Raw genomic sequence first — 15,959 nt, 5'->3', positions numbered from 1 at the left:
TCATGAGCAACGTCAATCCCGATCCGTTCACCACGCGGCCCGAAATCGAAGGCACCTTCGGCGTCGTCACCTCGACGCACTGGATCGCGACCGCGGTCGGCATGGCGACGCTGGAGAAAGGCGGCAACGCCTTTGATGCGGGGGTCGCGACCGCCTTCACGCTGCAGGTCGTCGAGCCGCATCTGAACGGCCCCGGCGGCGACGTGCCGATCATCGTGCACGACGTCAAGCGCGGCAAGAGCGAGGTGATCTGCGGCCAGGGCCCGGCGCCGGCGAAGGCAACCATCGCGCATTACCGCAGCGAGGGCCTCGAGATGGTACCGGGCACCGGCCTGCTCGCCGCCTGCGTGCCCGGCACGTTCGAATCCTGGATGCTGCTGCTGCGCGACTACGGCACCATGAAGCTGCGCGACGTGCTGGAGCCCGCGATCGCCTACGCCCGTGACGGCTATCCGCTGGTCGAGCGTGCGGCGGCGACCATCCAAACCGTCGAGCAGCTGTTCCGGAAATATTGGACCACATCGGCCGACGTTTATCTGCCGAACGGTGAGGTGCCAAAGCCCGGCACCATCTTCACCAACAGGACGCTCGCGGAGACTTACACACGTATCCTCGATGAAGCAGAGAGTGCCGGCAGCGACCGCGTCGTGCAGATCGAGCGCGCGCGCCACGCCTGGTCGAAGGGCTTCGTCGCCGAGGCGATCGACAAGTTCTGCCGTACCCGGGAGGTGATGGACGTCTCCGGCTCGCCGCACCGCGGCGTGTTGTCGGCCGACGACATGGCGCGCTGGCAGCCGACCATCGAGGCACCGCTGACCTACGATTACGGCCGCTACACCGTGCAGAAAGCCGGCGTCTGGAGCCAGGGTCCGGTGATGCTGCAGCAGCTCGCGCTGCTGAAGGGCTTTGCGCTCGACGGGCTCGATCCCGCAGGCCCCGACTTCATCCATCTGCAGATCGAAGCCGCCAAGCTCGCTTATGCCGATCGTGAGACGTTCTATGGCGACCCAAAGTTCAGCGACATCCCGATCGAGACGCTGCTGTCCGATGCCTATAACAACGAACGGCGCAAGCTGATCTCAAGGAACAAAGCTTCGCTCGACTTCCGCCCCGGCTCGGTCGAAGGCTTCGGCGGCGTCGTGAAACTGCGACACGCCGAAGGGCATCGCGAAGCGGTCGGCGCCATGGGTGCAGGCGAGCCGACCGTCGGCCGGTTCGGCGAGGTGCGCGGCGACACCGTGCATTTCGACATTATCGACAAGGCCGGCAACATGATCTCGGCGACGCCGTCTGGCGGCTGGCTGCAGTCCTCGCCGGTGATTCCCGAGATCGGCTTCTGCCTCGGCAGCCGCGCCCAGATGTTCTGGCTCGAGGAGAATCACCCTGCCTCGCTTGCACCGGGCAAGCGGCCGCGCACCACGCTGTCGCCGACCATGGCGCTGCGCGACGGCGAGCCGTATCTTTCCTGGGGCTCGCCCGGCGGCGACCAGCAGGACCAGTGGATTACGCAGTTCTTCCTGCGCCATGTCCACGCCAAGCTCAATTTGCAGGAGGCGATCGACGCGCCGGCCTGGCACTCCGAGCATTTCCCGATCTCGTTCTGGCCACGCACGTCACGTCCCGGCGTGCTGGTGCTGGAAAATCGCGTGCCGAAATCGACCATCGACGAATTGAAGCGCCGCGGCCATGTGGTTGAGATTGGCCCCGATTGGTCGGAAGGCCGTCTCACCGCGGCCTCGAAGGTCGGCCCCCGCCGCCGCGCCGCCGCCAACCCGCGCGGCATGCAGGGCTACGCCGCCGGCCGTTAGAGCGTTTTCGAGCGAAGTGGACCCGGTTCGCGTGAAGAAAACGCGTCAAACAAGGATAGTAGACCATGATGCGATCCAATCGCATCATGGTCTAGGACACGAAGGCTTGAGATGACCTGGTCGATCATCGCCCGCGACAGCGCCACCGGCCAGCTCGGCATCGCCGTCGCGACGCGGTTCTTCGCGGTCGGCGCGCTGGTGCCGCACATTGCGCCCGGGATCGGCGCCGTTGCAACGCAGGCGCTGGTCAACCCCTATTACGGCATCGACGGCCTTACGCTCTTGCGCGAGGGCAAGAGCCCGCATCAGGTGATCGCGGCGCTCATCGCGTCCGACGGCGGCCGCGAGAGCCGGCAGGTGCATGTCATGGACGCCGAGGGCCGCATCGCGGCGCACTCCGGCAAGGACTGCATCGACTGGTTCGGCCATATCGCGGGCGACGGCTTCTCGATCGCCGGCAACATGCTGGCCGGGCCCGCGGTGCTCGACGAGACCGCGCGCGTCTATGCCGCGAACGAGAAGCTCCCGTTCGCAGAGCGGCTGATCAAGGCGATGTTCGCCGGCGAAGCGGCCGGCGGCGACAAGCGCGGCAAGCAATCGGCGGCGCTGCTGATCCACGGCACCGAGGAATGGCCGTTGCTCGACCTGCGGGTCGACGACCACACCGATCCCCTGCGCGAGCTCGAGCGGCTGGAGGCGGTCAGCCGCGAGCACTGGGCGCCGTTCCGCACTTTCATGCCGACCCGCGCCAATCCGGCCGGAACCAGCGACCGCGCGACGATCGACGCCGGCATCGCAGCGGCAACCGCGAGCCGCGAATGACCGCCGGCCCGCTGATCGAGATCGAGGGTTTGCGCGTCAGCTTCCACGGCGATGACGGCCGCGTCACGCATGCCGTCGACAGCGTTGATCTTTCGGTCGCGAACGGCGCCACGCTCGGCCTGGTCGGCGAGTCCGGTTGCGGCAAGAGCGTGACCTCGCTCGCGATCATGGGGCTGCTGCCGAAGCAGTCCGCCGCGGTCACCGGCGCAATCCGCTTCGACGGCTTCGACCTGCTCGACGTGCCCGATGCGACGCTGCGCGACCTGCGCGGCAATCGCCTCGCCATGATCTTCCAGGAGCCGATGACCTCGCTCAACCCGAGCTTCACCATCGGCGACCAGATCACCGAGACCATCCTGCGCCACCGCGGCGGCTCCCGCCGCGCGGCGCGCGCACGCACCATCGAGCTGCTGCGCCGTGTGCACATCCCCTCACCCGAGAAACGCATCGACGAGTTTCCGCACAAGCTGTCGGGCGGCATGCGTCAGCGCGTGATGATCGCGATGGCGCTCGCCTGCGATCCGCAGCTTCTGATCGCCGACGAGCCGACCACCGCGCTGGACGTCACGTTGCAGGCGCAGATCCTCGACCTGATGCGCGAGCTGAAGGCCGCGAGTGGCGCTGCGATCATCCTGATCACCCACGATCTCGGCGTCGTCGCCGAGGTCTGCGACGAGGTCGCGGTGATGTATGCCGGCGAGATCGTCGAGCGCGCCCCGGTCGATGAGCTATTTGCCAATCCGCAGCATCCCTACACGGTCGGCCTGCTCGGCTCGATCCCGCGGCTCGACCGCCGCGCCAGCCATCTCGCCACCATCGAAGGCATGGTGCCGAACATGGCAAACCCGCCTGTGGGCTGCCGCTTCGCCGCGCGCTGCCCGTTCGTCGAGGGTGCCTGCACCCAAGCGCCGCCACCGCCGCTCGCGATGCTGAGCGCGACTCATGCCTCGCGCTGCATCCGTGCGCCGCTGGAACGGCTGGTGTCATGAGTTTTGCGCTCTCCACTCTATTGCCCCGGGCGCAGTGCAGCACAAGCGCAGCGCAGTGGTGCACTGCAGAACCGGGGCCCACAGCGAGCGCGATGAGACATGGGTCCCGGTTCAGCAGCGCAACGCTTCGCGTTGCACTGCGCCCGGGACACGGCAGCCGGATGCCACGCCAATGACTGCGCTGCTCGAGGTCGAAGGGCTGGTGAAGCATTTCGTCGCCGAACGCTCGGTGTTCGGCCGGCCGACCGCTTATGTGAAGGCGGTCGACGGCGTCAGCTTCACGGTCGAGGCCGGCAAGACGCTGGCGCTGGTCGGCGAATCCGGCTGCGGCAAATCCACCGTCAGCCGGCTGGTGCTGCGGCTGATCGAGCCGGACGCCGGACGTATCCGCTTTGCCGGCCGCGACCTCGGCGCGCTCAATGCCGAGCAGCTGCGCGCGTTCCGCCGCGACGCGCAACTGATCTTCCAGGACCCCTATGCCTCGCTCAACCCGCGCATGACGGTGAGCCAGATCCTGACCGAGCCGCTGGCGCTGCACGATCTCGTGCCGGCGGCAGGCCGCCGCGAGCGGATCGATGAGCTGTTGCGGCTGGTCGGGCTCGAGCCGCGTTTCGCGCGCCGCTATCCGCACGAATTCTCCGGCGGCCAGCGCCAGCGCATCGCGATTGCCCGGGCGCTCGCGGTCGAGCCGAAGCTGATCATCTGCGACGAGCCGGTGTCGGCGCTCGACGTCTCGATCCGCTCGCAGATCCTCAACCTGCTGCGCGACCTGCAGGATCGCCTGAAGGTCGCCTACATCTTCGTCTCGCACGATCTGGCCGTGGTGAAGCACATCGCCGACCGTGTCGCCGTGATGAATCTCGGCACCATCGTCGAGACCGCGGACGCGCAAGTGCTGTTCGCCGCCCCGCGCCATCCCTATAGCCGCGCGCTGTTGTCGGCGATCCCGGTGCCGAAGCCGCGCGCGAAGCGCAGCCGCATCGTGCTGGAAGGCGAACTGCCGAGCGCGCTCAATCCGCCCTCCGGCTGCCGCTTCCATACCCGCTGCCCCTATGTGGTCGCACGCTGCCGCAGCGAGGTTCCGCAGTTGCTGGCGGACGGCACAGGCCACGCCACGGCCTGCCACCGTACCGCAGAGCTGCCGCCGGCGGAGAACATCGTTCCCGCCGATGGCGGATTCTCGCCGTCGCTGGAGAAATTGGTCGCGGCCTTCAGCGGAGCGGCGGAAGGGACCGGGCGCGGCGGGGTTGGTAACGTCGAAACGGTGCCGCAGGCATGAGATGGGGAGTTGCGATGAGGATGTTTCGTTTGGCGGCGACGGCCGCCGCCCTGCTGCTGTCGCTCGTGGCAAGCGCCCAGGCCCAGACCACCCTGCGGATCGGCCTTGCCGAGGACCCCGACGTGCTCGACCCGACCATGGCGCGCACCTATGTCGGCCGCATCGTGTTCGCCGCGATGTGCGACAAGCTGTTCGACATCGACGAGAAGCTCAACATCGTGCCGCAGCTCGCGCTATCGCACGAGACCTCCGCCGACGGCAAGGAGGTCACCATCAAGCTCCGGCCGGGCGTCAAGTTCCAGGACGGCGAGCCGCTCGATGCGGAGGCGGCGAAGTTTTCGCTGGAGCGGCATCTGACCTTCCCCGGCTCGTTCCGCAAGCCGGAGCTTGCCAGCATCGATCACATCGAAATCGTCGATCCGCTGACCATCAAGCTGGTACTCAAGGCGCCGTTCTCGCCCCTGATCGCCCAGCTCACCGACCGCGCCGGCATGATGGTGTCGCCCAAGGCCGCCAAGGCGGCCGGCGACAAGTTCGGCCTGCATCCGGTCTGCGCCGGTCCCTACAAATTCGTCGAGCGCGTCCAGCAGGACCGCATCGTGCTGGAGAAATTTGCCGACTACTGGAACAAGGACAACGTCTTCATCGACCGCATCGTCTATCTGCCGATCGTGGACGCCACGGTGCGGCTCGCCAATCTGAAATCCGGCGGGCTCGACCTGATCGAGCGCGTGCTTGCCACCGACCTGAAGGACGTGCGCGCCGACTCGCGGCTGAAAGTGTCGAGCGCGATCGAGCTCGGCTATCAGGGCATCACGCTCAACATCGGCAAGGACAAGGCCAAGGGCCCGCTGAGCCAATCGGCCAAGGTCCGGCAGGCGCTTGATCTGTCGATCGACCGCGAGGCGATCAACCAGGTCGTGTTCAACGGCGAGTTCAAGCCCGGAAACCAGTGGATCAGCCCGGACCATCCCTATTACCAGAAGGACTTTCCGATCCGCCCGCGCGATGTCGCAAAGGCCAAGGCGCTGTTGAAGGAGGCCGGCGTGACGCCGCCGGTCAGCGTCGATTTCATGGTGCCGAAGGGCCCCGAAACCGAGGCCACCGCGCAGGTCATCCAGTCGATGGCGGCCGAAGCCGGCTTCGACATGAAGATCCGGGTCACCGAGTTCGCGACCTCGCTGAAGCAGGCCGAGTCCGGCGAATATCAGGCCTATATGCTGGCGTGGAGCGGCCGCATCGATCCGGACGGCAACTCCTATGTCTTCCTGCACAAGGACGCGCCGCAAAACTACAGCGCCTGGGTCAATCCCGAGGCCGACAAGGCGCTCGACGACGCCCGCCTCACCACCGACATGACGCAGCGCAAGGCGATCTACGCCAAGCTGACCAAGCTGGAACAGGAGGACGAGCCGCTCCTCTACATCTACCATCGCCGCATCATCATCGCGCACACCACCAAACTCGACGGCTACAAGCAGATGCCCGATGGGCTGGTGCGCGTGGTCGGGCTGAAGCTGAAGTGACGACGCACGCGGACCGCTCGCGTCCCGGATGCGTTGCAGCGCGCAGCGGTGCAACGCTGGTCCGAGATCTATCGCGGGGCCGATATGGGTCCCGGTTCAGCAGCACAACATTGCATGTTGCGCTGCGCCCGGGACACGAGGCTGAGACATGCTGAACTTCCTCGCCAAGCGGCTGGCTCAGATCGTCCCGACGCTGTTCTTCGTCTCGGTGCTGATCTTCTCGCTGCAGCATTTGCTGCCCGGCGATCCGGCGCTGGTGATGGCCGGCGAGGAACGGGATCCCGCCGTGATCGCGCAGATCCGTGCGCAGTACCATCTCGATCAGCCGATCCCGGTGCAGTACGTCTACTGGATCAAGGGCGTGCTGTCGGGCGACTTCGGCGAGTCCCTGCGCAACAAGATGCCGGTGCTGGAACTGATCGCGCAGAAGCTGCCGGTGACGCTGCAGCTTGCGGCGATGGCGATCGTGATCGCCTTCCTGATCGGCATTCCCGCCGGCATCGTCTCGGCGGTGAAGAAAGGCACCGCCTGGGACTACGGCGCCAATCTGTTCGCGCTGTGGGGCATCTCGACGCCGAACTTCTGGCTCGGCATCATGCTGATCTTCCTGTTCTCGATCGAACTGGGCTGGCTGCCGGCCTCCGGCTTTGTGCCGCTGACCGAGAACTGGCGCGCCAGCATCGCCGCCACCATCATGCCGGCCTTCGTGCTCGGCAACGCGATCGCCGCGATCCTGATGCGGCACACAAGAAGCGCCATGCTGCAGGTGCTGGAGAGCGACTATGTCCGCACCGCGCGCGCCAAGGGCCTGTCCGAGCGCACGGTGATCCTCAAGCACGCGATGCGCAACGCGCTGACGCCGATCATCACGCTCGGCGCGCTCGAGCTCGGCACGCTGCTATCGGGCGCGGTCCTCACCGAGCAGATCTTCTCGATCCCCGGCTTCGGCAAGCTGATCGTCGACGCCGTGTTCAACCGGGACTATGCCGTCGTGCAGGGCGTGGTGCTGACCACGGCGACGATCTACATCACGCTCAACCTGATCGCCGACATCGCCTACATCCTCGTCAACCCGCGGCTGAGGGGCTGACCGGATGACCGACGTCACGCTCGCCACCCCTGCCGCGGTGCTCGCCGCCGAGACGCTGGAGAGTCCGGCGCGGCGCGCCTGGCGGCGGCTGGTCAAGCGCAAGGGCGCGATGCTCGGCCTCGCCGTGATCGCACTCTTCATCCTGCTCGCGGTGTTCGCGCCGCTGATCGTTCCCTATGATCCCGTTGCGACGAGCTGGTCGCTGGTGCGCAAGGCGCCGTCGATGCAGCACTGGTTCGGCACCGACGAGCTCGGCCGCGACGTGCTCGCCCGCGTCGTGTACGGCGCCCGCGCCTCACTCGTCGCCGGCGTCATCTCGGTCGGCATCGCGCTTGCGATCGGCGTGCCGCTCGGATTGCTCGCCGGCTATCGCGGCGGCTTCATCGACGCGCTGATCAGCCGCATCACCGATGCGATGCTGGCCTGCCCGTTCCTGATCCTGGCGATCGCGCTCGCCGCCTTCCTCGGCCCGAGCCTCGGCAATGCGATGATCGCGATCGGCGTCTCGGCGACCCCGATCTTCATCCGGCTGACCCGCGGCCAGGTGATGAGCGTCAAGGTCGAGGACTATGTCGAGGCTGCGCGCGCCATGGGCAATCCGCGCTGGCGCATCGCGCTGGTCCACATCCTGCCCAACATCCTGCCGGCGCTGCTGGTGCAGGCGACGCTGTCGATCGCGGCCGCGATCATCGCCGAAGCCGCGCTGTCCTTCCTCGGCCTCGGCCAGCAGCCGCCGGCGCCGTCCTGGGGCAGCATGCTCAACGCCGCGCAGCGCTTCCTGACCAGCGCGCCATGGATGGCGGTGTGGCCGGGCCTTGCGATCTTCCTGGTCGTGCTGTCGTTCAACCTGGTGGGCGACGGCCTGCGCGACGCGCTCGATCCGAAGGCGCGGTGACGCGTCGCCGTTCCTGCCGCAGCGAGCGCTCAATTTGCCCCGTCATCCTGAGGTGGCCGCTTCTTCAGCGGCCCTCGAAGGATCGACGGCCACCAGCCGGGCCGTGCATCCTTCGAGACGCGCTACGCGCTGCTCAGGATGACGGAAGGAAAAAGCTGCGCGACGCCCCCAACCGTCGTCATTGCGAGCGAAGCGAAGCAATCCATTGGTCCACGTATGCGGAGCGATGGATTGCTTCGTCGCGGAGCCTGTCATCGGGCGCGCGTTCGCGCGACCCGTTGGCTCCTCGCCATGACGACGCTAAATCACCACCTCCCGCAGCACGCGCCGGCAATCCATCTCGTATTCGAGATCGACCACCGGCGGGCGGCAGAAGTGCCAGGTCAGGCCGGAGCGCGTGGCGCCGCGGCGGACAAGCTCGTCGACGACCACGGGATGGATGTCGTGCACGGTGTAGGCCTGCACCGCCGTCGTCTCCTGCCAGCCGAAGCTGAACTCGGCCAGGCGCCGCTCCATCTCGCTTGCGGTGAAGCGGACCTTCTCGCGCCACGCGCCGGGGCTGAGATCGCGATAGCAGACGATGCGATCCGGATAGCTGCCGGTGCCGCCGCGTGCCTCGGCGCCGCCCGCGATCACGAAGGATGGCGACGTGCTCGTGCTCGGCCGCGTGAACGAGAAGGCTTGGAACGACGGCTCCGCCGGCGGATCGATCTCGGGACAGACGTTACTGCGCGCCACCGGATTGATGGTGCCGTCGAACAGGCCCCATTCGGCGAGCGTCTTGACGTAGTGCTGGTTGAATGCGCGAAAACCATCCTCGGTGAAGGCGGCCGGCGAACGCAATTCGCAGGCGCAGAACGAGGTCAGCGGTCGGCCCGCCTCCTTGACGTAGGCCGCGATCCGCGCAAAACCTTCCGCAAGCGGCAGCAGGCGATCGAAGCGTATCCGCTCGATCTCGTAGCCCGCGTTCGCCTGCGCGCCGCTTGAATATTGGAACACGGCCGGAATGAACCGGTAATTGCCCGCCGCAAACTCGCTCGCCATGCCTGTTTCCTCCGGATTTCTTGAGGCGAGTACTTTGCCCGCCTTCGACAAAGCTATCACGGGACAAAGAAAAGGCGGCAGTGGCTTTCGCCAGCGCCGCCTTCCCTGCGAGCATGAGCTTGGAGGGCTCAGGTCGGTTTCAGTGCACCGCCGTGCTTGTCGAGCTCGTAGTCGGCGATCTGCTTGGCGCGGTCGGAATGGGCCGCGGCCTGGTGGTCGGTCGCGATCACGGTGTAGACCATCGGCAGCACGAACAGGGTGAACAGCGTGCCGATCGTCATGCCGGCCACGACCACGAGCCCGATCGAGAAGCGGCTGGCGGCGCCGGCGCCCGAGGCCGTGAGCAACGGCAGCAGGCCGGTGACCATGGCCGCCGTCGTCATCAGGATCGGACGCAGGCGGATCCGCGCCGACATCTCGATCGCCGCGCGGCGATCCAGTCCCTCGTTGAGTTGCAGCTCGTTGGCGAACTCCACCATCAGGATGCCGTGCTTGGTGATCAGTCCGACCAGCGTCAGCAGGCCCACCTGGGTGTAGATGTTCATGGTGGCGACGCCGAAGAACAGCGGGATCAAGGCGCCGACGATCGCCATCGGCACCGAGATCATGATCACGAACGGATCGCGCAGGCTCTCGAACTGCGCCGCCAGCACCAGGAAGATGATGATGATGGCGAACGCGAAGGTGACCAAGAGCTGATTGCCTTCGTGGACGTACTGCCGGGAGTCGGCCAGAAAGTCGTAGGTGAAGCCGGACGGCAGCTTCTTGGCTTGACCCTGCAGGAACTCGACCGCCTGACCCATCGAGACGCCGGGCATCGGCACGGCCTGGAAGGTCGACGAGTTGAGCTGGTTGTAGTGGGTCAGCGCGTTCGGATCGACGCCGGTCTCGACCGAAACCACCGTCGACAGCCGCACCAGCTGCCCGGTCGCGGTCGGGACGTAGTAATCGTTGAACGCTTCAGGCGCGAGCCGGCTGGCGCGCGGCACCTGCGGGATCACCTGATAGGAGCGACCTTCCAGGTTGAAGCGGTTGACGTAGTTGCCGCCGAGCAGCGTCGCCAGCGCGCCGCCGATCGACTGCATGGTAATGCCGAGGTCGCTTGCCTTTGAGCGATCGACCTTCACCCGGACCACCGGCTGGTTGAAGTCGAGGTCGCTGTCGGTGACGATGAACAGGCCGCTCTTGCGCGCGGCGTCCTTCAGCTTGGTCATCTGGTCGAACACCTGCTGGAAGCCCGCGGTCGACGAGATCACCATCTGCACCGGCAGGCCGCCGGGCCCGCCGGGCAGCGGCGGCAGGCTGAACGCGAAGGCGCTGATGCCTTCGATCTTCGACAGCTCGTTCTGCACCAGCGGCTGCAGCGTCTGGGCGCTGCGCTTGCGCTCATCCCAAGGCTTGAGCAACATGCCGGCGAAGCCGCCCTGCGGACCGGTGATGCCGTTCAGGATGAACCGCAGATCGGTCTCGGGAAACTTCTGGAACTCCTTGTCCATCTTGTCGCCGTAGAAATCGATGTAGTCGATGTTGGCGTATTTGGGCGCCTTGGTCACCGCGAACACGATGCCCTGGTCTTCCTGCGGCGCCAGCTCCTTCTGGATATGCATGTAGAGGAAGCCGACCAGGCCCAGGATGGTCACGGCGAACAGCGCCGTGATCGGGCGGTAGTCGAGCGAACGGTCGAGCATGCGGCCGTAGCCGCGCGTCATCGCGCCGAACACGCGATTGACCAGCCTGGAGAAACGCCCCTCTTCCGCGCTCTTGAGGAATACCGAGCACATCATCGGCGACAGCGTCAGCGCGATCACGCCCGACACGATCACCGAGCCGGCCAGCGTGAAGGCGAATTCGCGGAACAGCGTGCCGGTCACGCCGCCGAGGAAGCCGATCGGCGCGTACACCGCGGCGAGCGTGATCGTCATGGAGACGACGGGGCCGACGATCTCGCGCGCACCTTTCAGCGATGCCTGCACGGGTGGCAGGCCCTCCTCGAGATGTCGATGGATGTTCTCCACCACCACGATGGCGTCGTCGACCACGAGGCCGATCGCCAGCACCATCGCCAGCAGTGTCAGCAGGTTGAAGCTGAAGCCGGCAGCCAGCATCAGGATGCAGACGCCGATCAGCGACAGCGGAATGGTGACGACCGGGATGATCACCGAGCGGAGCGAGGCCAGGAACAGGAAGATCACGACCACGACGATCAGCACCGCTTCGGTCAGCGTCTTCTCGACCTCGTCGATCGAGGATTGGATGAACTTGGTGGAGTCGTAGGCCACCTTCATCTTCATCGACGGCGGCAAATTGCGCTCGAGGTCGGGGAACAGCGCGCGCACGCCCTTCACCAGGCTCAGCGGGTTGCCCTGCGGCGTCGCCTTGATGCCGATGAAGATCGCATGCTCGCCGTTGAAGGCGACGCTGGCGTCGGTCGACTGCGCCGCGAGCTCCACCGTCGCGATGTCCTCGATGCGCACGAAACCGCCGTCCTTCGCCTTCACGATCATCCGCTTGAACTGATCGATGTTCTGAAGGTCGGTATTGGCCGAGACGTTGGAGACGATGAAGTAGCCCTTGGTCTGGCCGGCGGCCGCCTGGAAGTTGTTGGCGGCGATCGCAGCCGCAACGTCGTTGGGCGACACGCCGCGTCCGGCCATCCGGGTCGGATCGAGCCAGACGCGCATCGCGAAGGTCTGGCCGCCGAGAATGTCGGCCGATGCGACGCCATCGACCGTCGAGAGCACCGGCTGCACGACGCGGGTCAGATAGTCCGAGATCGCCGATCCCGTGAGCTCTTCGCTGGAGAAGCCGAGATACATCACGGCGATGGTGTCACCGGTCGCCTTGGTCACGACCGGGTCGAAGGCTTCCTTCGGGATCAGATATTTGACCGAGTTGACCTTGGCGAGCACCTCGGTCAGCGCCTGGTTCGGATCGTGATTGAGCTTGACGTAGACCTGGATCGTCGAGGTGCCGAGCACCGAGTTCGACGTCATGTAGTCGACGCCTTCGGCCGAAGCGACGGCCTGCTCGATCGGCGTGGTGATGAAGCCGTTGATCAGCTCCGGCGACGCACCGGGATACGACGTCGTGATCGTCACGACGGTGTTCGAGAGGTTCGGATATTGCCGGATCGGCAGCACCATCGCCGCGCGCAAGCCGATCAAGAGGATCAGCAGGCTGACGACGACCGAGAGCACCGGGCGCTTGATGAAAATATCAGTGAAGGCCATCGCCAACTCGATTCGTGTTGTCTGCCGGTTCGCGGCGCAAGTGGCGGAGGGCCGATCGGCCCTCCTGGTTCAAGTAATGGAGATCAGTAACGCGGCGGCTCGGCAGGAACCGGCGGCGGCGGATCGGTCGAGATCGCGACCGCCATGCCCGATTGCAGCTTGATCTGGCCGACAGCCACGACCTTGTCGCCCGGCTTCAGACCCTTGAGGATCTCGACGCGGCCTTCGACGCGGTTGCCCGTCTTCACGAAGGTGCGGTCCGCGGTCAGGGTGGTCTTGCCGTCCTCGCCCTTCTTCTCGGTGATCAGGAACACGGAGTCGCCGTACAGCGTGTAGTCGACCGCGGTCTCCGGAATGGTCACGACCGGCGGCTTCTCGGGCAGCACGATCGTGGTGGTCGCGAACATGCCGGGCTTGAGGATGCTGTCCGGATTCTGGATCGTCGCCTGCACCCGGATGTTGCGGGTGTCGGTCGAGATCTGCGGCTCGATGGTGGTGAGCTTGCCCTCGAAGGTGCGGCCCGGATAGGCGTCGACCGAGACGCGCACGACCTGGCCGACCTTGATCTGCGAGCTCTGCTTCTCAGTCACGGTCAGGTTGGCGTACAGCACCGACAGATCGGTCAGCGACACGATCTGCGTGCCGGCCGTCAGATACTGGCCGACTTCGACCTGGCGAACGCCGAGATCGCCTTCGAACGGCGCGCGCACCAGCTTCTGCGAGATCAGCGCCTCGGTCTTGGCGATGCCCGCCTTGGCCTGGTCGTAGGTCGCCTGCGCCGTGTCGACGGTCGACTGCGGCCCGAACTGGCGCGACGCGAGCTGCTTGGCGCGGTCGAGCTGCTGCTCGCCCACGATCGCCTGCGCCCTGAAGCTGGCAAGGTCGCCCTGCTCCGGCGCGTCGAACAGCTGCACCAGCGGCGTGCCCGCCTTCACATGGCTGCCGGCGGTGAACATGATGTCGGTGATGCGGCCCGGCACGTCGGTCGTGACGTTGACCTGGTGCACCGCGACGAGGTCGCCGACGGCGGTCAGGAGGTTCGGAATCACCTCGGTCTTCGCCTCGACGGCCGAGACGTTCGACGGCGGCGGCTTATTGTTGGCGAAGAACTGCGCGATCATGTGGCTGCGGAAGGCGTTGAAGCCGACCAGCGCGCCGACCAGCAGGGCCAGCAACAGGCCTACGATGATGAACCAACGCACCATGCGCACGGGACGCTTGGCTTGCTTCTCCTTGATCGGTTGTCCCGAGATGTGACTTTCGGTCTGAATATTCATGTCATGCACTTTCTGCAGTTACCGACGGTCCTGCGCTCGGCGACGGCTGGCGGCCCAAATGAGTTGAAATTGCGGCTTCGGTAAGTCCGATTCCGCGAAGAATGAACTGGCAAAGTTGCCGCTCGGCCGCGGCGGCATCGCCATAGGGGAGACACGGTGTCGCAGGCAGTTGGGTCAGCGCGCCCATAAGCACGGTGTGGTGCGCAAACCAGAACAGGTTGAGCGGCTCGTCGCCGATCCGGGTCGCCTCGCCGGCCGCGATGGCCCGCTCGAGCGAGGCGGCGAAGGTCGGGCCGATCAGCTTGCCGACCTTGTCGTAGAGCAGGCGCGCGAATTCGCCGTCGTCGAGATGGCTCGTCACCATCAGCCGCATCCGCTGCGCCTCTTCCTGGTCCGGCGCATCCCGCAGTTGCATGAAATGGCCGACCATGCCCTGCACCAGCTCGACCAGCGTCGCGGTCGACGGTTCCTGGCCGAGCAGATGCGCGAGATCGGGATCCGCCTCGCACTCCTCGGCAAGGATCTCGGCGTACAGCGCCGCCTTCGACGGGAAGTGCTTGAACAGCAGCCCTTCCGAAATGGCAGCGGCGGCCGCCACGCTCTTGGTCGTGGTGCCGGCAAAGCCGTTTCGGGCGAAGCATCGCTTTGCGGCGCTCAGGATCAACTGACGCCGTAAGTCACTCGTCATGCGTAAGGTAGACATTTGGGTCGTGAGTAATCACTCACTTTACCAAAAGTCAAGGTTCTATTGCACCGCGAAAGCCACTTTATATCGGAGTGTGGCCGATCGACCCTCTGATGCGGTTGACGATGTAGGTGCCGTCGCGGCTCGACAGCACACGTTCCAGATTGGCGCCGTCGATCTTCGCGCTGGCGAACTGCGGCCCCGCCGTAACGTCTTGCAAAGACGCAGCAAAAGCCTCGACCTCAGCCATCGTGCTGATCGAGCGGCTATCTGCGATTCCGCAGGCCTTGGCAATACCGACGAGGTCGGCGGTTCCCCCGGTGTGGCTGGCCTGGCCGCCGGTCTCGCCATAGGCCTCGTTGTCCAGCACGATGATCGAGAGGTTTTTGGGCTGCTGCAGGCCGACGGTCGCAAGGCTCCCCATCCCCATCAGCATCTCGCCGTCGCCGGTGATCACGACGACCGGCAGCATCGGCTGGGCCAGCGCGAGACCGAGCCCGATCATGACGGCGCCGCCCATGCCGCCCCAGAGATAGAAGTTGCGGTCGTGGTCGCCGGCCGCGGCGATGTCGTAGGTCGAGGCGCCCAGGCCGCCGACGGCGAAGGCGCCCTTGCGATCCCTGAGCAGTTCGGAAACGACGGCGCGGCGATCGAGGAGATTGGCTTTACTCATTTGGTGAAGACCTTTGCCCCGATCAGGCGCTGCGACAGCAGGACGGCGGTTGGCGTGCAGGCGTTGTAGGCTTGCGCCGCGCCGGCTTCGACGACCTCGCAGACTTCGTCAGGATGCGAGGCGCGCAGCACCTTGATCCCCGACAATTCGAGAATGCCCTGCGTGTTCGAGCCCATCGGCACTTGCCAGGGATTGAACTCGCCCCATTCGCCGCGCATCGTCACCAGTGTGAGGAACGGCAAGCGGAAGATCTGCACCAGCGACAGCATGTTGATGCAGTTGCCGACCCCGCTCGACTGCATCAGCAGCACGCCGCGCTGGCCGCCGGCCCAGGCGCCCGCGAGCAGCGCCACGCCCTCCTCCTCGGTCGTCAGCGCAATACCGCGCATCGAGGACGAGCCCAGCACCCGCTCGATCAGCTCCGAATGCCCGGCGTCCGGCACGTAGGGCACCTGGCGCACCTCGAAGCGCTGCAATATCGAAAAGATCTCCTCGGGCCAGGAGGCCGCGGTGTCGGCACGGGCATGCATTGGCGTTTCCGGCTCTCTGTTGTTTGGCCGCGACTGTAGAGGGGCGCGCGAGCTTCATCAAAGCGCAAAACCGCATATGGCTCTGCGATTTACTCGCACCACGCAGCGCAC

Annotated in this window: 13 protein-coding genes; 7 read left to right on the top strand and 6 right to left on the bottom strand. The window is 65.9% G+C overall.

Annotation, left to right across the window (positions count from 1 at the left end):
• The first annotated feature begins 2 nt into the window (after positions 1–2).
• The 7 genes from ACVILL_RS25780 (at position 3) to ACVILL_RS25750 (ending at position 8,409) form a co-directional block, all read left to right on the top strand.
• The gene (locus ACVILL_RS25780; RefSeq protein WP_456731601.1) at positions 3–1,808 is read left to right on the top strand and encodes a gamma-glutamyltransferase family protein; all 1,806 of its coding nucleotides are present in this window, start codon (positions 3–5) and stop codon (positions 1,806–1,808) included.
• Positions 1,809–1,919: 111 nt separating this feature from the next.
• Complete coding sequence (locus tag ACVILL_RS25775; RefSeq protein ID WP_456731600.1) at positions 1,920–2,630, top strand: DUF1028 domain-containing protein; 711 nt, start codon at positions 1,920–1,922, stop codon at positions 2,628–2,630.
• Positions 2,627–3,619 carry an ABC transporter ATP-binding protein gene (locus ACVILL_RS25770; protein WP_456731599.1) on the top strand — a complete coding sequence of 331 codons (993 nt, stop codon included), beginning with the start codon at positions 2,627–2,629 and terminating at the stop codon, positions 3,617–3,619. The genes ACVILL_RS25775 and ACVILL_RS25770 overlap by 4 nt, the downstream gene beginning before the upstream one ends.
• Before the next feature lie 172 nt (positions 3,620–3,791).
• Positions 3,792–4,898 carry an ABC transporter ATP-binding protein gene (locus ACVILL_RS25765; RefSeq protein ID WP_456731598.1) on the top strand — a complete coding sequence of 369 codons (1,107 nt, stop codon included), beginning with the start codon at positions 3,792–3,794 and terminating at the stop codon, positions 4,896–4,898.
• A gap of 14 nt (positions 4,899–4,912) precedes the next feature.
• Positions 4,913–6,424: an ABC transporter substrate-binding protein gene (locus ACVILL_RS25760; protein WP_456731597.1), complete on the top strand. Its 1,512-nt coding sequence runs from the start codon at positions 4,913–4,915 to the stop codon at positions 6,422–6,424.
• A gap of 148 nt (positions 6,425–6,572) precedes the next feature.
• Positions 6,573–7,514: an ABC transporter permease gene (locus tag ACVILL_RS25755; protein ID WP_456731596.1), complete on the top strand. Its 942-nt coding sequence runs from the start codon at positions 6,573–6,575 to the stop codon at positions 7,512–7,514.
• 4 nt (positions 7,515–7,518) lie between these two features.
• The gene (locus ACVILL_RS25750) at positions 7,519–8,409 is read left to right on the top strand and encodes an ABC transporter permease (RefSeq protein WP_456731595.1); all 891 of its coding nucleotides are present in this window, start codon (positions 7,519–7,521) and stop codon (positions 8,407–8,409) included.
• A 300-nt stretch (positions 8,410–8,709) separates the two neighbouring features.
• On the opposite strand, the gene cnbZ is transcribed toward ACVILL_RS25750, so the two are convergent.
• The 6 genes from cnbZ to ACVILL_RS25720 all read right to left on the bottom strand — a co-directional run bounded on the left by cnbZ (position 8,710) and on the right by ACVILL_RS25720 (position 15,848).
• Positions 8,710–9,453 carry a 2-amino-5-chloromuconate deaminase CnbZ gene (cnbZ, locus tag ACVILL_RS25745; RefSeq protein ID WP_456731594.1) on the bottom strand — a complete coding sequence of 248 codons (744 nt, stop codon included), beginning with the start codon at positions 9,451–9,453 and terminating at the stop codon, positions 8,710–8,712.
• 128 nt (positions 9,454–9,581) lie between these two features.
• Positions 9,582–12,683 (bottom strand): multidrug efflux RND transporter permease subunit, encoded by a 3,102-nt coding sequence (locus tag ACVILL_RS25740; RefSeq protein WP_456731593.1) that lies wholly within the window; start codon positions 12,681–12,683, stop codon positions 9,582–9,584.
• 83 nt (positions 12,684–12,766) lie between these two features.
• Positions 12,767–13,960, bottom strand: coding sequence for an efflux RND transporter periplasmic adaptor subunit (locus ACVILL_RS25735; RefSeq protein ID WP_456731592.1), 1,194 nt, complete (start codon positions 13,958–13,960; stop codon positions 12,767–12,769).
• A 1-nt stretch (position 13,961) separates the two neighbouring features.
• Positions 13,962–14,663, bottom strand: a complete 702-nt coding sequence (locus ACVILL_RS25730) for a TetR/AcrR family transcriptional regulator (protein ID WP_456731591.1) — start codon at positions 14,661–14,663, stop codon at positions 13,962–13,964.
• 64 nt (positions 14,664–14,727) lie between these two features.
• Positions 14,728–15,318, bottom strand: coding sequence for a thiamine pyrophosphate-dependent enzyme (locus ACVILL_RS25725; protein ID WP_456731590.1), 591 nt, complete (start codon positions 15,316–15,318; stop codon positions 14,728–14,730).
• Positions 15,315–15,848: a phosphonopyruvate decarboxylase gene (locus tag ACVILL_RS25720; protein WP_456731589.1), complete on the bottom strand. Its 534-nt coding sequence runs from the start codon at positions 15,846–15,848 to the stop codon at positions 15,315–15,317. Before ACVILL_RS25720 ends, ACVILL_RS25725 begins: the two co-directional genes overlap by 4 nt.
• Positions 15,849–15,959 lie beyond the last annotated feature (111 nt).

This window comes from Bradyrhizobium sp. USDA 3364, assembly GCF_054056355.1.
This window is presented reverse-complemented; position numbering and strand designations above follow the sequence as displayed.